The organism is Pseudonocardia sp. ZF1, from assembly GCF_056835605.1.
The window spans coordinates 254,906-275,289 of record NZ_JAJNBY010000001.1 but is presented as its reverse complement, the minus strand read 5'-3'; the positions used below and the strand labels follow the sequence as shown (position 1 = coordinate 275,289).

16 protein-coding genes and 1 pseudogene are annotated in these 20,384 nt (G+C 74.3%); 8 read left to right on the top strand and 9 right to left on the bottom strand.

Going from position 1 to position 20,384, the window contains the following annotated elements:
• Nucleotides 1–403: 403 nt before the first annotated feature.
• The 3 genes from trpA to ZF1_RS01370 form a co-directional block, all read right to left on the bottom strand.
• On the bottom strand, nt 404–1,198 hold the full coding sequence (gene trpA, locus ZF1_RS01380) for a tryptophan synthase subunit alpha (protein ID WP_482636309.1): 795 nt from the start codon (nt 1,196–1,198) through the stop codon (nt 404–406).
• The gene (gene trpB, locus ZF1_RS01375) at nt 1,198–2,460 is read right to left on the bottom strand and encodes a tryptophan synthase subunit beta (protein ID WP_208823786.1); all 1,263 of its coding nucleotides are present in this window, start codon (nt 2,458–2,460) and stop codon (nt 1,198–1,200) included. The genes trpA and trpB overlap by 1 nt, the downstream gene beginning before the upstream one ends.
• Before the next feature lie 159 nt (nt 2,461–2,619).
• The gene (locus ZF1_RS01370; protein WP_308292819.1) at nt 2,620–3,861 is read right to left on the bottom strand and encodes a CynX/NimT family MFS transporter; all 1,242 of its coding nucleotides are present in this window, start codon (nt 3,859–3,861) and stop codon (nt 2,620–2,622) included.
• Nucleotides 3,862–3,910: 49 nt separating this feature from the next.
• Here ZF1_RS01370 and ZF1_RS01365 point away from each other — a divergent pair, with 49 nt between their 5' ends.
• Complete coding sequence (locus ZF1_RS01365; protein ID WP_208823789.1) at nt 3,911–4,681, top strand: FadR/GntR family transcriptional regulator; 771 nt, start codon at nt 3,911–3,913, stop codon at nt 4,679–4,681.
• 161 nt (nt 4,682–4,842) lie between these two features.
• Nucleotides 4,843–5,220: pseudogene (gene mscL / locus ZF1_RS01360) on the top strand (large conductance mechanosensitive channel protein MscL); the annotation flags it as partial.
• A gap of 201 nt (nt 5,221–5,421) precedes the next feature.
• Here the strand turns inward: mscL and ZF1_RS01355 are convergent.
• Nucleotides 5,422–6,840: a multicopper oxidase family protein gene (locus ZF1_RS01355; RefSeq protein WP_482636308.1), complete on the bottom strand. Its 1,419-nt coding sequence runs from the start codon at nt 6,838–6,840 to the stop codon at nt 5,422–5,424.
• A gap of 139 nt (nt 6,841–6,979) precedes the next feature.
• A complete protein-coding gene (locus ZF1_RS01350) occupies nt 6,980–7,420 on the bottom strand; it encodes a DUF6220 domain-containing protein (RefSeq protein WP_482636307.1) in 441 nt (146 codons plus the stop codon).
• 196 nt (nt 7,421–7,616) lie between these two features.
• On the opposite strand from ZF1_RS01350, the gene ZF1_RS01345 reads away from it, so the two are divergent.
• A complete protein-coding gene (locus ZF1_RS01345) occupies nt 7,617–9,029 on the top strand; it encodes an APC family permease (protein ID WP_476653394.1) in 1,413 nt (470 codons plus the stop codon).
• Nucleotides 9,030–9,038: 9 nt separating this feature from the next.
• On the opposite strand, the gene ZF1_RS01340 is transcribed toward ZF1_RS01345, so the two are convergent.
• Genes ZF1_RS01340 through ZF1_RS01325 form a run of 4 tightly spaced genes read right to left on the bottom strand, consistent with a single transcriptional unit; the run spans nt 9,039 to nt 13,328 of the window.
• Complete coding sequence (locus tag ZF1_RS01340; RefSeq protein WP_251783156.1) at nt 9,039–10,019, bottom strand: zinc-dependent alcohol dehydrogenase family protein; 981 nt, start codon at nt 10,017–10,019, stop codon at nt 9,039–9,041.
• A 58-nt stretch (nt 10,020–10,077) separates the two neighbouring features.
• Nucleotides 10,078–11,034, bottom strand: coding sequence for a TIGR03557 family F420-dependent LLM class oxidoreductase (locus ZF1_RS01335; RefSeq protein WP_482636306.1), 957 nt, complete (start codon nt 11,032–11,034; stop codon nt 10,078–10,080).
• Nucleotides 11,035–11,088: 54 nt separating this feature from the next.
• Nucleotides 11,089–12,036, bottom strand: coding sequence for an NADP-dependent oxidoreductase (locus tag ZF1_RS01330; protein WP_405420332.1), 948 nt, complete (start codon nt 12,034–12,036; stop codon nt 11,089–11,091).
• 47 nt (nt 12,037–12,083) lie between these two features.
• Nucleotides 12,084–13,328: an amidohydrolase family protein gene (locus ZF1_RS01325; RefSeq protein ID WP_482636305.1), complete on the bottom strand. Its 1,245-nt coding sequence runs from the start codon at nt 13,326–13,328 to the stop codon at nt 12,084–12,086.
• Nucleotides 13,329–13,553: 225 nt separating this feature from the next.
• On the opposite strand from ZF1_RS01325, the gene ZF1_RS01320 reads away from it, so the two are divergent.
• The 5 genes from ZF1_RS01320 (at nt 13,554) to ZF1_RS01300 (ending at nt 20,379) form a co-directional block, all read left to right on the top strand.
• On the top strand, nt 13,554–13,964 hold the full coding sequence (locus ZF1_RS01320) for an STAS domain-containing protein (RefSeq protein ID WP_083658628.1): 411 nt from the start codon (nt 13,554–13,556) through the stop codon (nt 13,962–13,964).
• Nucleotides 13,928–14,590, top strand: coding sequence for a DUF7002 family protein (locus ZF1_RS01315; protein ID WP_476654986.1), 663 nt, complete (start codon nt 13,928–13,930; stop codon nt 14,588–14,590). Before ZF1_RS01320 ends, ZF1_RS01315 begins: the two co-directional genes overlap by 37 nt.
• A complete protein-coding gene (locus ZF1_RS01310; protein ID WP_346102528.1) occupies nt 14,587–15,303 on the top strand; it encodes a hypothetical protein in 717 nt (238 codons plus the stop codon). Before ZF1_RS01315 ends, ZF1_RS01310 begins: the two co-directional genes overlap by 4 nt.
• Before the next feature lie 121 nt (nt 15,304–15,424).
• Nucleotides 15,425–19,885: a Pls/PosA family non-ribosomal peptide synthetase gene (locus ZF1_RS01305; RefSeq protein ID WP_482636304.1), complete on the top strand. Its 4,461-nt coding sequence runs from the start codon at nt 15,425–15,427 to the stop codon at nt 19,883–19,885.
• A 92-nt stretch (nt 19,886–19,977) separates the two neighbouring features.
• Nucleotides 19,978–20,379 carry a group I truncated hemoglobin gene (locus ZF1_RS01300; protein ID WP_482636303.1) on the top strand — a complete coding sequence of 134 codons (402 nt, stop codon included), beginning with the start codon at nt 19,978–19,980 and terminating at the stop codon, nt 20,377–20,379.
• Nucleotides 20,380–20,384 lie beyond the last annotated feature (5 nt).

Sequence of the window (20,384 nt, the reverse complement as noted above, 5' to 3'; positions counted from 1 at the left end):
GGGGAGCGGGCCGCGGTGCGGTGACACGAACATAGGAACCCCACCGGGACGGGGTTGCGTTCCTGAGAACACGCACCGCCGTCCGGTCGTGGGTGTCCGGCGGGCGGGGACCGATCGCTCCGGTCGGAGTACGGACGTACGACCGACCGGCGCGATGACTCTCAGGGACACGACGTTCACCGCGCGCGACCACCGCTGGTCCCGCGCAGTCGGCCTCCGGCGGCGCGATCGGGCACGCCGGCACAGCCGGAGACGGCAGCCCCGGGCACCCCGGAACCCGGCGGGGCCGCTGCGGACGGCCGGTCGATCGGCCGGTGGCCGGTCGGGAGCTGCGACCGACGGCCCGACGGCACACGACGGCCGCGCCCGCCCACGCGGGGCGGACGCGGCCGGTGGAGGAGGGTCAGGCGGAGACGCGCTCCGCGGCGCGGACGCCCTCGGCGAGCTCGCGGGCGAGCGACTCGACCGCGGACGGCCCGCCGGACTCCAGCGCCTGCACGAACGCCGTCCCGACGATGACGCCGTCGGCGTAGCCGGCGACGTCGGCCGCCTGTTCGGCGGTGCGGACGCCGAGGCCGACGCACACCGGCAGGGTCGCGACCTCGCGGGTCCGGGCGACCAGGTCGCGGGCCTCGACGCCGACCGAGCGGACGCCGGTGACGCCCATGAGCGACGCCGCGTAGACGAACCCGCGGCTGGCCTCGACGGTCATCCGCATCCGCTCGGGGGTGGTCGTCTGCGCGACGAGGAACACCCGGTCCAGGTCGTGGGACTCCGAAGCGGTCAGCCAGTCCTCGCAGTCGTCGGGCAGCAGGTCCGGGGTGATGAGCCCGGAGCCGCCGGCCTCGGCGAGCTCGGCGGCGAACCGCTCGACGCCGTAGCGGTCGATCAGGTTCCAGTAGGTCATGACCAGCGCCGGGGCGCCGGCGTCGACGACCGCGCGCACGGCGGTGAAGGCGTCCCGGCTGCGGGCGCCGTTGTCCAGCGCCTGCTGGGTGGCGCGCTGGATGACCGGGCCGTCCATCAGCGGGTCGGAGTAGGGCAGGCCGATCTCGACGACGTCGACGCCGCCCGCGACCATCGCCCGCATCGCCTCGCCCGAGCCCTCGACGGTCGGGTAGCCGACCGGCAGGTAGCCGACCAGCGCGGCCCGGCCCTCGGCGCGGACCTGCTCGATCCGCTGCGCCACGCTGCCCATCAGACCGCTCCGTCCGTCACGGCGTTGCCCTCGTCGTCGATCAGCTGGAAGTACTTCGCGGCGGTGTCGACGTCCTTGTCGCCGCGGCCGGACAGGTTGACCAGCACGACCTTGCCCTCGCCCAGGCGCGTCGCCTCGCGCAGCGCACCGGCCAGCGCGTGCGCGCTCTCGATGGCCGGGATGATGCCCTCGGTGCGGCAGAGCAGGCGGAAGGCCTCCATGGCCTCGGCGTCGGTGACCGACTCGTAGCGGGCGCGCCTCATGTCGTGCAGCCACGAGTGCTCCGGGCCGACGCCCGGGTAGTCCAGGCCCGCGGAGATGGAGTGCGAGTCGCGGGTCTGGCCGTCCTCGTCCTGGAGGATGAAGCTGCGCGAGCCGTGCAGGACGCCGACGTCACCGCCGCCGATCGACGACGCGTGCCGCGGGGTGTCGACGCCGTCGCCGCCGGCCTCGAAGCCGACCAGCTCGACGGAGGTGTCGTCGAGGAACGCGTGGAAGATGCCCATCGCGTTGGAGCCGCCGCCGACGCAGGCGCAGACCAGGTCGGGCAGGGCACCGGTGAGGTCCTGGACCTGCTGCCGCGCCTCGACGCCGATGATCCGCTGGAAGTCGCGCACCATCGCCGGGAACGGGTGCGGCCCGGCGACCGAGCCGATGAGGTAGTGCGTGTCGGCCACGTTGGTGACCCAGTCGCGCATGGCCTCGTTCATCGCGTCCTTGAGGGTCCGCGTGCCCGAGGTGACCGGGCGGACCTCCGCTCCCAGCATGCGCATCCGGGCGACGTTGAGCGCCTGGCGCTCGGTGTCGACCTCGCCCATGTAGACGACGCACTCCAGGCCCATCAGGGCGGCGGCCGTGGCCGAGGCGACGCCGTGCTGGCCCGCACCGGTCTCGGCGATGACCCGGGTCTTGCCCATGCGCTTGGTGAGCAGCGCCTGCCCCAGCACATTGTTGATCTTGTGCGAGCCGGTGTGGTTCAGGTCCTCGCGCTTGAGCAGGATGCGCGCGCCGCCGGCGTGCGCGGCGAACCGCGGCGCCTCGGTGACCAGGCTCGGGCGGCCCGAGTAGGTGCGGTGCAGCTCGGCGAGCTCGGCCTGGAAGGCCTCGTCGGACATGGCCGTGTGATAGGCCTGCTCGAGCTCGTCCAGCGCGGCGACCAGCGCCTCCGGGACGTAGCGGCCGCCGAAGCGGCCGAAGTACGGGCCGGTCTGGTCGACCAGCCGCGCCGTGTCCCCGGCCGGGGGAAGGGCGGTGTCGGTCACGAGTACTCCCTGACGGATCGAGGACCCCGATCTCGGGCCGCCGCCGGGCGGGGATGCGCCGGGAGATCGGGCGGTCACGACGGTACACCGGGCCCACGACGACGGACGCGGCACCGGGGGCTCTCATATATCAGCGGCCCGGCGCCGCGCGGGCGGGACTCAGACGTAGCGCGGGCGTCCCGCGACCCAGCCCAGCACCATCTCGGCGACGATCACCGCGCCGAGCAGCACCAGCGACGGCGTCCAGGACCCGGTGAGCCCGTGCAGGATCCCGAACAGGAACGGGCCGGTCGCGCCGATGAGGTAGCCGAAGCCCTGCGCCATCGCCGACAGGTCGGTGGTCTCGGCGGCCTCGCGGGTGCGGAGCGCGATCACGCCGAGCCCCAGCGGGAAGACCGCCATGCCGACGCCGAGCAGGACCGTCCACAGCCAGGGCGCGGTGGCCGGGGCGATCGCGAGCCCGGCGACGGCGGCCAGGGAGCAGCAGGCGAGCCCGACGATCCAACCCGACTGGGACGCCCGGTTCAGGGCGATCGGCGGGATGACGAAGCTGAGCGGGATGCCGATCAGGTTGATCAGGGCGAGCATCAGCCCGGCGTCGGTGCGGGTGACCCCGACCGAGACGAACAGCTCCGCGAGCCACCCCATCGCGACGTAGGCGACACAGGCCTGGAGCCCGAAGAACGCGGTGACCACCCAGGCCAGCGGCCGGCGCACCATCGGGCGCCGCTCCCCCGCGTCGGTGCGCACGACCGGCTCCGGCTCACCGTGCCGGGCCCCGATCGTCCAGACGACCAGCGCGGCCAGCGACAGCAGCGCCCACGCCCCGACCGCACCGCGCCAGCCGCCGAGCAGCGGCTCCAGCGGCGGCGTGAACGCGGCGCCGATCCCACCGCCCGCGGCCAGCGCGGCGGTGTAGACGCCGGTGACCCGGCCGACGGCGTGCGGGAAGGACTGCTTCACCACGACCGGGATCAGCACGTTGCCGATCGCGATGCCCGCCGCGGCGACGAAGGTGCCGCCGAGCACGACCCACGGGCCGTCGACGACGCGCAGCACGAGCCCGGCGGTCAGCACCGCCATCGCGAGGCCGATCGCGCGGGCCATGCCGAGCCGGCGGGAGAGCAGCGGGGCGGCGATCGCGGCGAGGCCGAAGCAGATGGTGGGCACCGCGGTGAGCACACTGGTCCAGACCGCGGAGGCGCCGAGGCCGTCACGGACCTCGCCGAGCACCGAGGACATCGAGGTCACGGCCGGGCGGAGGTTGGAGGCGGCCAGTGCCACCCCCACGACGAGCAGCGGAGTCCCGACGAGCGCACCGCGGCGCGACGGCCCGGTCTCCTCGGCCCGTCCGGTGGCGATGGTCTCCTCCGCGCGTGTCTCCTGCTCAGCAATGCTCACGAAACAGTATTGTTACAGACATAGGATGTTCGGATGGAAGGATGATCCGGTGCCTCTCGTCACAGCGCGCCGCGGTGGCCTGGTCGACCAGGTCATCGACCAGCTCCGTTCCGCCATCACCGGCGGGGAGTGGCCGGTCGGTGCCCGGATACCGCCGGAGTCGGAGCTCGCCTCGTCGTTGGAGGTCGGCCGCAACACCGTCCGCGAGGCCGTCCGCGCCCTCGCCCACGGCGGCCTCCTGGAGGTACGCCAGGGCGACGGCACCTACGTGCGGGCCACCACCGAGCTGTCCGGGGCGCTGCGCACGCTGTGCGGCCCGGAGCTGCGCGAGGTGCTGGAGGTCCGCCGCACCCTGGAGGTCGAGGCGGCCCGGATGGCGGCCGCCCGCCGGACCGACGCCGACCTGACCGTCCTGCGGGCGGCGCTGGCCGGGCGCGACCGGGCCGTCGCGGCCGTCGCGGCGTACGGCCGTCGCGGGGAGGAGCCGGACACCGCGGACCTGGAGCGCGCGGCCCGTGCGGACACCGACTTCCACGTGGCCGTCGTCCGGTGTGCGGGCAACGACCTGCTCGTCGAGCTCTACCGGGGTGTGGTGGAGGCGGTCGCGGACAGCGTGAAGACCACGATGCCCGGCACCGCGGGCACCGAGGACGACATCTCCCACACCGGGATCGTCGAGGCCATCGCCGACGGCGACGTGGACCGCGCCGCCCGCGAGGCCGGGGACTTCCTGGACCGGCTCATCGCGGCCCGCCCGGTCACCCCGCAGGGCCCCGCCGGGGAGCGCGGCCCGGACGCCGGGGCCGGGCCCACCGCCTGACCCGCGCCCCCGCACCCGGGCCGCCCGTCGACCGGCGCGTCCCGTCCGCCGCGCCGGGCCGCACCGTGCGGGCGCAGGCCCGGCACGGAGGTCACGGTCCGGTTAGCCTCCTTCGCCGGACCCACCCCCGCCCCCGACCCGATCTCGAGGAGTGCTCCGGCGTGCTGAAGGGCTTCAAGGAATTCCTGCTGCGTGGCAACGTGATCGACCTGGCGGTCGCCGTCGTCATCGGTGCGGCGTTCACGGCCGTGGTCACCGCCTTCACGAAGGCGTTCCTGGAGCCGCTGCTCCGGCTGTTCTCCGGCGGGGAGAACGCCGTGCCCCCGGGCACGATCCCGCTGACCGACGAGGTGCAGCTCGACTACGCGAGCTTCCTCAACGCCGTCATCACGTTCCTGATCACCGCCGCGGTCATCTACTTCCTGGTCGTCTTCCCGATGAAGTGGCTCCAGGAGCGCCGCAAGCGCGACGTCGAGGACCCGGCCCTGGAGACCGACCTCGACCTGCTGAAGGAGATCCGCGACCTGCTCCGCGACCAGGCCGAGCGGGACCGCGAGCGGGCCCTCGCCCCGGCGCCCCGCGCCGTCGGGCAGCCGCCGGCGCAGCCGATGCCGCCCGGCCCGCCGCAGGGCCGTCCGATGCCCCCGCCGCACGCGTCGCAGCCCGGCCCGGTCGACGACGGCTCCCCCGAGCCCTACCCGGACACCCCGCGTCGGCCCCGGCACCGCGGCTGAGCCTGCTCACTCCGGGTCGTTGCCCGACGGCCCGCCGACCCGGTACGGCGTGGTCACCCCCTCGTACATGAGGTGCGCCGTCAGGCCCTCCGACGGGTGCGTCAGGTTGTGGCAGTGGTCCATCCAGACCCCGGGGTTGTCGGCGACGAAGGCGATCTCGTAGCTGTCGCCGTCGGCGACGTCGAGCGAGTCGATCCACCAGGGGCTGCCCGTCGCGGGCACCCCGTTGCGGGACAGCACGACGGCGTGGTGCCCGTGCAGGTGCATGGGGTGCACCTCGCCGCTGCCGTTGGCGATCCGCATCCGCACCACGTCGCCGCGGGCGACCATGAACATCGGCACGTCCGGCCACATGTGGCCGTCGACCGTCCACCACAGACCGGGCACGCCGTCGACGAAGCCGGGGCGGCGGCCGATGTCGTAGTCGAAGCGGCGGTCCGCGGCGGCCGGGTCGAACCCGAGCGGCGCGGGCCTGCCGTAGCCCAGCGGGTCGAGCACGCGGTCCGGCCGTGGTGCCGCCGCCGGGCCGGGGCCGTCGCCGAGGACGACCGCGGCGTTGCCGCCGATCTCCACCCGGGCGCCGCCGGGTGGGACGGTCACCTCCAGGTCCAGCCGGCCGCCCGCGGTGAGCAGCACCGACTCCCCCGTCACCGGGGGCGGGTCGTGCACCTCCGTCCCGTCGATCGCGACCAGCCGGTACGGCGCCCCGGTCACCCACGCCGAGGTCGGGCCGTTGTCGGTGTTGACCATCCGGACCCGGATCCGGGTGCCGGGCGCGGCGGGGACGGGCAGTACGGCGTGGCGGCCGTCGAGCAGGCGTGCGCCCTCGTGGACGTGGGCGGCGGCGACCACGTCCGGCCCGGTGGGGCCGTCGCGCGGCTCGACGACCAGCACCCCGTACAGGCCGCGCTGCACCTGGGTGTTCGCGACCTGGTGCGAGTGGTACCAGTAGGTCCCCGCGTCGCGGGCGACGAAGCGGTAGACGAACTCCCCACCCGGCCCGACGGCGTCCTGGGTGACGCCGGCGGTGCCGTCGTCGCCGTTCGGGACGTCGACGCCGTGCCAGTGCAGCGTGATGCCGTCCGGCACGTCGGCGTTGACCAGCCGCACCTGCAGCACGTCGCCCTGCCGGATCCGGATCAGCGGGCCGGGCGACGTCCCGTTGAGGGTGTAGCCGTCGAGGGTGCGGCCCGAGGGCAGCGGGATCGCCTGCCTGCGGGCGGTGAGCGTCAGCGACACGGCGGGGGCGGCCGCCGAGGTCTCGCGCAGGGTGTCGACGCCCACCCCGTGGTGGTCGTGCGTCTCCGGGGCCGGGGCGCCGCCGGTGTCGACGTAGCCCATGTCGGTCACCGCGTACGGGGTCGGCAGCAGGCTCCCCCACCACAGCCATCCGACCGGAGCCAGTAGGGCGAACGTCGCCAGCACCGCCACGGCCACCCGGCGGCGCCCGGGCCGCGGCGCAGCGGGCGGACCGTCCGGCGGTTCCCCGGGGGGACCGGGCGGCTCGCCGGGCTCCGGCCGTGCCGTGGGGACGGGGTCGGCGGCGATGGCGGCGCTCCCGGGCTCAGGCGACCCGCTCGCCGGCCGTCGCGGCGGCACCGGACCGCGAGCCGGCCCGCTGCCCCGCGACCACGGCGCAGGCGAACAGCGCGAGCGCGCAGATCCCGTGCAGCGCCCCGAGCCCGGTCACCGAGTGCCCGAGGATGCCGAGCAGGACCTGCAGCGCGACCAGCACGACGACGATCCCCGCCCACCGCACCCCGCCCGGGACGCGGGCGAAGAACGCGACGACCAGCAGCGCCAGCGCCAGCACCGGGACGACGATCTGCCCGTTGATGCCGTGCAGCGCGAACCCGCCGACCCCGGTGAAGTCGGTCGTCTCGCTCTCCATCCCGGCCTTGTCGAGGACCCCGCCACCCTCGATCCAGGTGCCGAGACCGAACACGGCGTAGGCGATCGCGGCGGCCTGGATCAGGACCTCCAGCGCGACGAGATGGGCGATCACTCGGTATGCGGTACGCACGGCGACCTCCGGCTCCTGCGACGAGCGGACGCCGGACAGTGAACGCCACGTGAGCGGGATCACACATGCTCAATCCAGATGAAACACTCCACCCTTTCGACTCGACACGGCACGAACCCCCCACCAGGCTGAGCCGGTCGCGGGCGGCACGGGCCGTCGCGGAGGGGAGCGCACCACGATGGCGGACGCCACGACGCCGACGGCGGAGGACGGGCCGGCGCTGAAGCGGGTCATGGGGCCCAAGCTCCTGCTGCTGTTCATCATCGGCGACATCCTGGGCACGGGCATCTACGCCCTGGTCGGCCAGGTCGCCGAGGAGGTCGGCGGGGCGGCGTGGGTGCCGTTCCTGGTCGCCTTCGCCATCGCCATGATCACCGCGTTCTCCTACCTGGAGCTCGTCACCAAGTACCCGCAGGCGGCAGGCGCGGCGCTCTACACGCACAAGGCGTTCGGCATCCACTTCCTGACGTTCATGGTCACCTTCGTGGTGATGAGCTCGGGGATCACCTCGGCGTCGACGGCGTCGCGGGCGTTCGCGGCGAACCTGAACGAGGGCTTCGGGCTGGACCTGGGCAACGGCGGGATCGTCCTGATCGCGCTCGGCTTCATGCTGCTGGTCGCGCTGGTGAACTTCCGCGGCGTCGGCGAGAGCGTGAAGCTCAACGTGGTCCTCACCCTGGTCGAGCTGTCCGGGCTGCTGCTGGTGATCCTGATCGGGATCTACGCCATCGCCGGCGGCGACGCCGACTGGTCGCGCGTCGTCGCCTTCGACACCCCCGAGGACAAGGGGGTGTTCCTGGCGGTCACCTCGGCGACCTCGCTGGCGTTCTTCGCGATGGTCGGCTTCGAGGACTCGGTGAACATGGCCGAGGAGTGCCACGAGCCGCGCCGGATCTTCCCCAAGATCATGATCACCGGGCTGACCATCACCGGGGTCATCTACGTGCTCGTCGCCATCTGCGCGGTGGCGCTGGTCCCGGTCGGCCCGCTGGCGGCGAGCGAGACCCCGCTGGTCGAGGTCGTCCGCGCCGGGGCGCCCGGCATCCCGGCCGACCTGGTCCTGCCGTTCATCTCGATGTTCGCCGTCGCCAACTCGGCGCTGATCAACATGTTGATGGCCTCGCGGCTGCTCTACGGGATGGCCAACCAGGCCGTGCTGCCCAAGCCGCTGGCCCGGGTGCACCCGTTCCGCCGCACGCCGTGGGTGTCGATCATCTTCACCACGCTGATCTCGTTCGCGCTGATCAGCTACGTGTCGCTGGACTCGGACTCCGACGTCGTCTCCGCGCTCGGCGGCACCACGTCGCTGCTGCTGCTCGCGGTCTTCACCGTCGTCAACATCGCGGTGCTGGTGCTGCGCCGCGACCGGATCGCCGAGGACCACTTCCGGGCCCCGCCCGGGCTGCCGGTCGTCGGCGCCGTCGCGAGCCTGTACCTGGTCCTGCCGTTCTCCGGGCGCGACACGATCCAGTACGAGCTGGCCGGGCTGCTGCTCCTGCTCGGCCTGGTGCTCTACGCGATCACCCTGCTGCTCAACCGCAGGCTCGGGGTGAAGAAGGCGGCCCTGGACCCGTCGAAGCTGGACGGCTGAGCGGTCCGATCACGGCCGGAGGACGATCTTCCCGACCTGGGCGTTGGACTCCAGGTGCTCGTGCGCGGCGACGACCTGGTCGAGGCCGTCGAACACCCGGTCCACCTGCGGGGTGAAGTCCCCACCGCGCATCCCCGCGGCGACGAACGCGGCCGCCCGGCGCAGGCGTTCGGCATCGCGGGTCATCGCGAACAGGGTGAACGAGCGGACGACGAGGTCGGGCAGCGTCGCCGTCGGGAAGATCGTCGGTTCACCGGAGAGCCTGCCGTGGATGACGATCGTGCCGTCCGGGCGGACCGCGTCGGCCATCGTCTCGACGGCGGGTCCGGCGACGGCGTCGAACACGACGTCCAGGCCCCGCCCGCCGGTGATCTCCCGGCAGCGCGCGACCAGGTCCTCCTCCCCGGTGGCGACGACGTGTGCGGCCCCGGCGTCGAGCAGCGCCTGCGCCTTGGCGCGGCTGCGGCTGGTGGCGATCGGGACGGCGCCGATCCGGTTCGCGGTCGCGATCGCCGCCAGCCCCACGCTCGACGACGCCGCCGTGACCAGCACGTGGTCGCCCGGCTGCAGGACGCGCGGTTCGAGCAGCCCGGCGTAGGCGACGAGGAACGGCATCCAGGTCGCGGCCCCGGTCACCGCGTCCACCGGCCGCGGGACCAGGGCACGGGCCGGGACGAGGGCGTGGTCGCCGTAGACGGTGTGGTCGTTCATCGAGAACGCCGGGACGATGCTCACCGGGTCCCCCGCCGACCAGCGGTCCACGCCCGCACCGACGGCGGCGACGGTGCCCGCGGCCTCGTAACCCAGACCGGCCGGGAGCCGGGTCGGCTCGATGTACTCACCGCGCCGGAACATCGACTCGGCCCGGTTCAGCCCGATCGCCTCGACGGCGACGACGGCCTCCCCCGGCCCCGGCTGCGGCACGGGCTCCTCGACGACCGTGAGCACCTCGGGCCCGCCGAGCTCGGTGAAACGAACGACCCTGTTCATGCCCTCCACTCTGCCGGTCGGGCCGGTCCGCGCACCCCGTCCGACCGGCCGGGATCGCTCAGAGCGCGCGCAGCCGGCCCGCGAGCTCACCCTCGTAGAAGGCGAAGAACTCCTCGACGTCCGGTCCGGCGCTGATCAGCGCGAGCCGGTCGTAGCCCGCGTCGGCGAAGCCCTTCGCCGTCGCGACGTGGGTCTCGACGTCCGGGCCCGCCCCGAACGCGTCGGCCATGTCCTCCCTGCGGACGAAGGCCGTCGCAGCCTCGAAGTTGCGCACGTTCGGCAGCTCGGCCTGGATCTTCCAGCCGGTCGGGCCGAACCGGAACAGCCGGTGCGCGGACTCCAGCGCGGCGTCGACGGTGCCGGCGTAGGCCAGCGGGACCTCGGCCCAGCGGGAGCCGGTGCCGCCGGCCGCGGTGTAGGCGTCGATCAGGTCGGTGCGGGGCTCGGTGGCGAACAGACCGTCGCCCAGCTCACCGGCGATCCGGGCCGCCTTCGGCCCACCCGCGGCGACGACGATGTCCGGCAGCGTCTCCGGCAGGTCGAACACCCGCGCGTCCTCGACGGACAGGTGGGTGCCGCGGTAGGTGCGGTAGCCGCCGCTCCACAGCAGACGGATGATCTCGAGTGCCTCGCGGAGCATGGCGTGCCGCACCCCGACGACCGGCCACGGGTGCCCGGTGACGTGCTCGGACAGCTGCTCGCCGGAGCCGACGCCGAGGGTGAACCGGCCGTCGGACAGCAGTGCGGTCGTCGCCGCGGCCTGGGCGATGATCGCCGGGTGGTAGCGGATCGTCGGGCAGGTCACCCCGGTGGCCAGGCCGACCCGCTCGGTCCGCATCGCGATCGCGGCGAGGATCGACCAGGCGAACCCGGAGTGCCCGTGGCTCTCCAGCCACGGGTGGTAGTGGTCGGAGATCTCGACGAAGTCGAAACCGGCCTCCTCCGCCCGGACGGCCTGGCGGACCATCTCCTGCGGCGTGTGGGCCTCGGCGAAGAGCTTAAAGCCGATCTGCACGACGGGTGTCCTCTCCTCGGGGGTGCCCCGGCGGGGTTCCCGGCAGGCGTCGGATCACTCCTGCGGCAGCAGGACGATCTTCCCCGCGGTGTGCCGCTTCTCCAGCTCGGTGTAGGCCTCGCGGACCCCGTCGAGGGGGTACCCGGCCGCGATCGGGACCTGCAGGGCCCCGTCGGCGACGAGCGCGCCGAGCGCGGCGAGGTCGTCGCGGCCCGCGGAGTCGGCGGTGCCCCGGGTGGCGGCGCCGTGGGCCTGCGCGCCCTCGAAGTCGATGATCGTGTTGATCCGCTCCGCGGGGACACCGAGCTCGCGGGCGAGCGCCACGTAGCCGCCGCCGACGAGGTCGACGACGGCGTGCACCCGGTCCGGCGTCGCGGCGCGCAGGTTCGCCAGCGTCTCCTCGGGCGAGGACCCGTAGGCGACCGGGGTCACGGCCAGCTCGCGGAGCCGGTCGTGGTTGCGCTCGGAGGCGATCCCGACGACCTCCACGTCGCGCAGCGTCAGCAGCTGCACCGCGATCTGCCCCACCCCGCCCGCGGCACCGGCGACGACGACCGTCTCCCCCGGCTGCGGATCCACCGACGCGACCGACGCGGCCGCGGCCGTCCCGGCGATGTAGAGCACCCCGGCCGTCGCGACGTCGAGACCGGCCGGGCGGCGCAGGACCTGCTCGGCGGGCACGTCGACGTGGGTGGCCTGGGAGGCGCGGTCGTCGGTCCAGCCGAAGACGTCGTCGCCGGGCTCGACGTCGGTGACGCCCTCCCCGACCGCCGCGACGACCCCGGCCCAGTCGCTGCCCTGCCCGCTGGGGAACGTGCTGGGCCAGGACTCGGCGAACACGCCTTCGCGCAGCGCGGTCTCGCCCGGGTTGATCCCGGCCGCGTGCACCTCGACCAGAACGCGGCCCGGACCGGGGTCGTCGAACCCGACGCCGGCCACGTACAGCTCGTCGACGCCGCCGTAGCGGTCGTACCGCACGGCCCTGCCCTCACGTGTGCTCATGTCGGGCAGCGTTCCCGCTGCGCGACGGCCTGCACCGATGAGCCGGGTCACACCGGTGGGTGCAGCTCCACGGCCGCGCCGGTGACGGTCCGGCGACCGCCCTTCAGCACCCAGCGGACCGGTGCGACGGCGGCGACCGCCGTGCCCGGGTCGGGCGCGTCGAGGCAGACCAGGTCGGCCGGGGCCCCCGCGACGACCCCGGTGGCGGCGGCCGGGGTGCCGAGCACCCGGGCGGCGCGCGGGCCGACCAGGTCCAGGCAGGCCGCCAGCTGCTCCGGCGACGCCTGGTGGGTCAGGTTGGCGTAGAGGTTCGCCATCCGGACCAGGGAGCCGTCGCCGTAGGGGGTGAAGGCGTTGCGGACGTTGTTCGTGGCCACCGCCGCCGCGGCGTCGCGCTCGACGAGCCGGTCCAGCACGACGACCCCGCGCGGCGCCCCGGCGCCGGTCTCCCGGCCGGTGAGGAACAGGTCCGTCGACGGCAGGGAGACCACGCCGACCCCCGTCCCGGCGCACCGGTCCAGCACCGCGGCGCGCCGCTCTGGCTCCAGGAACGACCACGCCGTGCCGTGGCCCGCGGTGACCCGGCCGCCGAGGCCCGCCCGTTCGGTCAGGTTGCACAGCGTGCCGATCAGCACGCCCTCGGCGGTGCCGTCGAACAGGTCCAGGTGCAGGTCGACGTCGGCGTCGTGGTCCGCCGCCAGCCCGAACACGCGGTCCAGCTGGCCCGCGGGGTCGTCGTCGGCGTAGGGGGCGCCGCCCACGACCGCGCGCCGGCCCGCCGCCCGGGCCCCGCCGAGCGCCTCGTCGAGCAGACGGGCCGTCTCCGGCGAGCCGGTCAGGCCGTCCTGGGCGAAGACGCAGACCTCGACGTCGACGGCCCAGGCCCAGTCCGCCGCGGCCGCCAGCACACCCTCCAGCCCGCGGCGCCCGACGGTCGGGTCGAGCTCGACGTGGGTCCGCACCCGGGTGGTGCCGTGCGCGACGCAGGACGCCAGGACGGCCCCGGCGCGGGCGGCGACGTCGTCGACGGTGAAGTCCGCCTTCATCGCCGCGGTCTCGGCCATCGCGTCGTCGACGGTGCCGCCGGACCACGAGCAGCGGTCCGCGGTGAGCGCCTTGTCCAGGTGCAGGTGCGCGTCGACGAGGCCGCCGACGACGAGCCGGTCCCCCGCATCGGTACCGGGTGTCCCGGCGGGCGCCGGGGCACCCACCGACCGGATCCTGCCACCGGACATCACGATGTCGACGGCGCCGTCGTGGCCGGGGACGCGGGCGCGCCGCACGACGGTCACGGCTCCGTCGTCGGCCGGGTCCGGGGGTCGCGGTGATGTGGAGGTGGTCACCCGGTGAAGACTCTCTCCCCGGACAGGATCCCGCAGGTCGACCGGTGGACAACGGCCCGGGGCCCGGTACGGTGAACCCATCGGAAACTCGGCCGTACGTCCCCGGACATCCGGCCCCGCACCATCCGGCGGGCGGGGTCGCGGGCGAGGCGTGCCCGAAGCCGGGTGGCCGTCGTGACGTCGGCCGAGCCCGGTCGCCGGCGGCTCGGCCACACGGGCAGCTGGCCGGAGCCGCACTCCCGGGTGAGCCTGCGCGAGCACACCCCGGCACCCGGTGTGACCGTCCTCGAGGTGATCGGTGACGTCGACCTCGCCGAGGCCGAGGCGATCCGGGCCCGGATGTCGGAGATGCTCCACCAGACGCGACCGGCGCGGGCCCTGCTGGACCTGTCCGGCGTCGGGTTCCTCGGGTCGCACGGCCTGACCGCGGTGGTCCGGTCCTCCCGGGCGGCCGGTGAGGCCGGGGTCCGTCTCGACGGGGTCACCGGCCCGGGCAACCGTGCGGTGATCCGGCCGGTGCGGATGACCGGGCTGGACCAGGTCATCACCTGGTACCCGGATCTCGACACGGCCCTGGGGGCCTGAGCCTGCACCCCGACGATCTCGTCCGGCGCGCGCCGCGCCTGTTCCACACCACGCCCGCCGCGTCGTGGCAGGGGATCGCCACGCACGGGCTGCTGCCGGTCGCGGGGCTGCTCGACCTGTTCGGGGTGACCGGCGACGAGCGGGAACGGCTGCTGACCACCCGTCGCCCGCGGGCGGTGCGGCTGCACCACCCCGAGCACGGCACCGCCTGGCTGCGTGACCAGCGTCCGCTCAACCCGGCAGCCCTGGGACGGATGCTCGACCCGGCGTCCGGGTTCGGTGTGGCCGACTACCTGCGCCGGATCAACGGCTGCGCGTTCCTGTGGGCGGACCCCGCCCGCCTGCGCCGGCTGCACGCGCTGCCCCGCTACGCCGACACCGAGCACGTCGTCCTCACCGTCGACACCGCGTCCCTGCTGGCCGCGCACGGCGACCGGGTGCTCGTGACCCGGATCAACTCCGGAGCCGCGCTGTTCGCGCAGGGGCGGCGCGGGCCGGACACCTTCCTGCCGGTGGGGCGGGTGCCGTCGTCGTGGCGGCCGGTGGAGGTGGCCGTGCCCGGCGGCGTCCGGGACCTGCTCGCGCACCTGGTGGACGCCCCGGCCGTACCGGAGCGCTCCGCATGAGCCGGCCGGTCGCCGTCGTGCTCGCCGACGCCTGGACCCGGCCGTCGGCCGGCGACCACACCGACGACACCGAGGCCGTCGCCGACCTGCTGCGCCGCAGTGGGCACGGGTTCGACGTCCGGACCGCAGGCCCGGCGGGCGACCGTCCGCTGCGGGAGGCACTGTCCGACCCGGACACGGTGCTGTTCGCCCACCCCGGTGCCTCCGGCGACGACGAGGCCGCGTTCCGGCGGCTGCGCGCGGACAAGGGCGCGATCCGCCGGTTCGTCCACGGGGGCGGGTGCTACCTGGGCGTCTGCATGGGCGCGTTCCTGGTGGAGCGCGGCTTCCTCAACCTCGTCGGCCTCGCCGTCGACGAGTACTGGTCCCGTCCGGGGGCCGATCCGTCCACCCCGGACCCGGCACTGGTCACGGTCCGGTGGCGCGGAGCCGAACGGCGGATGTACTTCCAGGACGGGGGCGTGATCCGGCCGACGCGCCGGGCGCTCGCGGAGACCGAGATCCTCGCCACATACGCCGACGGCACGGTGGCCGCCTGCGTCACCCGGTGCGGTGACGGGGCGGTCGGTGTCGTCGGCCCGCACCCGGAGGCCCCGCCCTCGTGGTTCCACGACCACGGCGTCGACCTCCCGGCCGACCATGATCATGACCTGGGGATCGATCTCGTCGACACGCTGTTCAGGACGGTCCACGGGCCGTTGTCGCCCCCCTGACGACGGCGGACCCCTCGTCTGGCTACGCACTCCACCCGACCGGGGTTCACCGGTTTGCGAGTGACGATCGCCACGCCCGACCTGCACTTTTCGTCCCCTCGGGATGGGGTAGTCCGGAGTCATGTCCGACGTGTCCAACCGGTCGGCCCTCACCGGTGGGGTCGACGGCGGCGACAGCCGCAACACACAGCCGGGACAGCCCCAGGTGATCCGCCGGGACCTCCCCTACCGCCCGTCGCCGACCAAGCGACCTGTACCGACCCCGCGTCCCCGGACGCTCGACGACCGTGTACTAGTCCCCGGACCGACCCTGGAGGCCTCGCGGGCCCGGCCCGGCGAGCAGCTCGCCGAGGTGTTCGAGGAGGCCGTCGACCGCCATCCGGGCGCCGTCGCCGTCGACACCGGCGACGCCACGCTGACCTACCGCGAGCTCGACGGCCGCACCAACCGTCTCGCCCGGCACCTGCGCGGGCGCGGCACCGGGCCCGGCGACGTCGTCGGGCTGCTGCTCGACGACCCGGTGGAGAGCTACACCGCCATGCTCGCGGTGCTCAAGACCGGGGCCACCTTCGTCCCGATGGACGCGGGCTTCCCCGCGGACCGCGTGGCGTTCATCCTCTCCGACTCCGCGGCCGGTCTGCTGCTGGTCACCGACAGCGCGCTGGCGAAGGTCGGCGACCCCGTGCGGGGCGACGTCGAGATCCTCTCGGTCACCGGTGCGGCGGCCGCCGACATCGCCGCCTGTTCCGACGAGCGGCTCGGACCGGACAGCCGTCGCACACCGGGCCGCGAGCACCCCGCCTACCTGATCTACACCTCCGGCTCCACCGGCCGGCCCAAGGGCGTCGTGATCGGGCACCCGGCGATCTGCAACTTCGTGCGGGTCGCCGCCGACGAGTACGGCGTCCGCGCCGACGACCGCATGTACCAGGGCCTGACCCTGGCCTTCGACTTCTCCGTCGAGGAGATCTGGACCTCGTTCCTGACCGGCGCCACCCTCGTCCCCAAGCCGGCCGGGGTGTCGCTGGTCGGCGAGGACCTGCACGACTTCCTGGTCGAGCGCCGCGTCACCGCGATGTGCGTGGTGCCGACGCTGCTCGCCACCGTCGAGGCGGACCTCGACGACCTCCGCTTCCTGCTCGTGTCCGGGGAGGCCTGCCCGCAGGACCTCATCCGCCGCTGGTGGACCCCGCAGCGCCGCTTCCTCAACGTCTACGGCCCCACCGAGGCCACCGTCACCGCGACGATGGCGCAGGTCCACCCGGACCGCCCGGTGACGATCGGGCGGCCGCTGCCGACCTACGCCGCCCTCGTCCTGGACACCACCGACCCGACCCGGGTGCTGCCGTTCGGCGAGACCGGGGAGCTGGCTGTCGCCGGGGTGGGGCTGGCCGACGGCTACCTCAACCGCGACGAGAAGACCGCCGAGGTGTTCGTCCCGGCCCCGATCGACCTGCCGAACAACCCGTCCGGGCTCATCTACCGCACCGGTGACCTCACGCGGATCAACGCCGACGGCGAGATCGAGTACCGGGGCCGCATCGACCTGCAGGTCAAGGTCCGCGGCTACCGCATCGAGCTCTCCGAGATCGAGGCCGTGCTGCAGGACCACCCCGCGGTCGCGATGGCCGTGGTGGACACCTTCGAGCCGACGCCCGGAACGAAGGAGCTCGTCGGCTACTACAGCCTGGTCCGCGGCGCGGAACCGCCGACCGACCTGCGGGCCCGCCTGCAGGACCGGCTGCCGTCCTACATGGTGCCCGCCTACCTCGAGCACCTCGAGCTCATCCCGATGACGACCAGCGACAAGGCGGACCGCAGGAACCTGCCCGCGCCGACCGGCAGCCGCGTGGCCGCGACCGGCCCGGTCGTGGGCCCGGCGACCGACGTCGAGCGCGGCCTGGTCGCCGAGCTCGCCACCGCGCTGCGGGTCGAGCCCGCCGAGATCTCGGTCGAGGCCGACCTCTTCGACGAGCTCGGCGCCACCTCGCTGCTGCTGGCCGGGTTCGCCGCCGCCGTGCGCCGTCGCGACGACCTGCCGTCGGTGTCCGCACGCGACATCTACCGCCACCCCACCGTGCGCCGGCTCGCCGCCGCGCTCGGCGACGTCGTGCCGGCCGTGGCCGCGGAGCCGGTCGAGCCGGTGCGCGCCCGCCCGGTGGCGCATGCGCTGACCGGGGTCGCGCAGCTGCTGTTCCTGCTCGCCTCCGGGTTCGCCGCCGCCGCGGTGCTGGTCCTCGGCTACCGCTGGATCTCCACCGCGCCCGACGCGGTGTCGCTCACCGGCCGGGCCGCGCTGTGGACCGCGGGGGTGCTCGTCGCCGTCGTGCTGCTGCCGGTGCTCGCGAAGTGGACGCTCGTCGGCCGCTTCCGCGAACGGACCGTGCCCCTGTGGGGCGCCGCCCACCTGCGGTTCTGGGTCGTCTCCACGCTGATCCGGACCAACCCGATGGCGCTGGCCGTCGGCACCCCGCTGTACACCGGCTGGCTGCGGCTGCTCGGCGCGCGGATCGGGCGCGGCAGCGCCCTGTTCGGGGCCGTCCCGGTCGCCACCGACCTCGTCCGGGTCGGCGCCCGCACGATCGTGCACCCGGAGGCGTCGCTGCAGGGCTACCGGGCCGTGCCCGGCGCGCTGGAGTTCGGCCCGGTCGGCGTCGGCGACGACTGCGTGGTCGGCGAGGCCGCCGTGCTCGACATCCGGACCTGGATGCAGGACGGGTCGCAGCTGGGCCACGCCTCGGCGCTGCGCTCCGGCGTCACCGTCCCGGCCGGCCAGGTCTGGCACGGCTCGCCCGCCGGTCCGTCCGGCTCGGACTACCGCGGGCCCGACGCCGTCGGCGCGGGGCGGCTGCGCCGGGTCGTCTACTCGGCGGTGTTCGCCGGGCTGTCCTGGGCCGTCGCGACGGCGGTGTTCGCCCTCGTCGTGGCCGCGTTCGCCCGCTTCGCCCCGCAGGTGGCCGGTCTGATCGGGCTGACCGGTGCCGACATGGGCGCGCACTGGTGGTTCTTCCTGGTCGGCGCGATCGCGGTCATGGCACTGGTCGTGGCGGCCCTGCTGGTGGGCGTGCTCGCCGTGCTGACGCTGCCGCGGTTGGCCGCGCTGTTCGTGCCGGTCGACCGCACCTTCCCGCTCTACGGCGTGCGCCACGTCGCGCAGCAGATCGTGACCGGCGTGTCGAACGCGCGGTTCCTGGTGCTGCTGCTCGGCGACAGCTCGTTCATCACCGGCTACCTGAAGGGCCTCGGTTACGACCTCGACGACCTGCGGCAGACGGGGTCGAACTTCGGCACCCAGCTCCGCCAGGAGTCGCCGCGGCACGCCCGCGTCGGCACCGGGACGATGGTGTCCGACGGACTGCGGATGATGAACACCGAGCTGTCGCACGACTCGTTCCGGATCCGCCCGGTGCGGCTGGGCCGGGACAACTTCGTCGGCAACGACGTGCACCTGCCGCCGGACGCCCGGATCGGCGACGACGTGCTGCTCGCGACCAAGGTCATGGTCCCGGTGGACGGGCCGGTGCGGACCGGGGTGGGCCTGCTCGGCTCGCCGCCGATGGAGATCCCGCGCACCGGCGCGGGGCCGCACCCGAACCACCCGGCCACCGACGAGGAGCTGGCTCGCCGGCTGCGCTCCAAGAACCGCTACAACGCCTCGACCCTCGTCGTCACGGTGCTGCTGCGGGCCCTCGGTGTCGCGGTCGCGCTGGTCCCGCTCGGGATCTCGGTGGCGCTCTGGCCGGCGTGGGGCCTGTGGGCCCTCGGCCCGGCCGTGTTCCTCGGCCCGCTGCTGCTCATGGTGTGGTCGGCGCTGCTGGAGCGCGCGACGCTCGGCTTCCGCGGCCTGCAGCCGCGCACCGCGTCCATCTACGACCGCTACTTCTGGTTCCACGAACGGCTCTGGAAGCTCTACGTCCGGCCGGTGCTGGCCGGGACCCCGCTGCTCGTGTGGCGCAACCGCCTGGCCGGTCTGCGCGCCGGGAGGCGCGTCTTCGACGACGGCGCCGCCCTGCCGGAGAAGAGCCTGGTCTCCCTCGGCGACGACGTCGTGCTCAACTCCGGGTCGGTCCTGCAGTGCCACTCGCTGGAGGACGGCCGCTTCGAGTCCGGCCGGATCCGGGTCGGCGACGGCGTGGCCGTCGGCGTGCGGGCGTTCGTGCACTACTCCACCGACATCGGCGACGGCGCGACGCTGGCCGCCGACTCGTTCCTGATGAAGGGCGAGCAGGTGGCCCCGGGTGAGCGCTGGGGCGGGAACCCGGCCGAGCCGGAGGCGGACGACGCGCCGGTGCCCGACCACCGCGCGCCTGCGGAGCCCGCGGTCCCGGTGTCGGTCGTGCCCGTGCTGCCCCAGCCGTTCACCGAGGAGGTGTTCCTGTCGCGGGTGCAGCAGTACCTGGAGCTGCACGACGTCGCCTGGGCCACCAACGCCTCGGTCGCGGTGCTCGACACCCTGGCCCGCAGCCTGGGCGCGGACGCCCGTGACGACCTGGCCCGGCACCTGCCGTCCGGGCTGCGGGTCCAGGTCCCGTCGCTGACCGGCTACGGCCCGGGACACGGGCAGCACGCGGTCGACGACTGACCGCACGGCCGGGAACCGGTTGTGCACTATTGACGACACCCGCACCGCACGGGATTGTGATCGGGTCCCGACAACGGAGTGGGAGCGTCGTCATGCCCGAACAGCAGTCCCTGCACGACCGCCTCGGCGGCATCTACGCGATCGCCGGGGCGGTCGACATCCTCGTCGACCGGCTCTTCGCGAACGCCTCGGTCAACGCGAACGAGGGGGTGCACGCCCACCACGGCGACCCGGCCAACGCCCCCGGCTACAAGTTCCTGGTCACGGCGTGGTCGGTGCAGGCCGCGGGCGGTCCGCAGTGCTACCCGGGCATGGACATGGTCACCGCGCACGAGACGCTGAAGATCACCGACGAGCAGTTCGACGCGGTCGCGCTGGAGATCTCCTCGACGCTGAACTTCTGCGGGGTGCCCACTCCGGAGCACACCGAGTTCATGGAGATCATCGAGAGCTACCGGTCCGAGGTCGTGGAGCAGCGACCGAAGGTCGCCTGACGCGC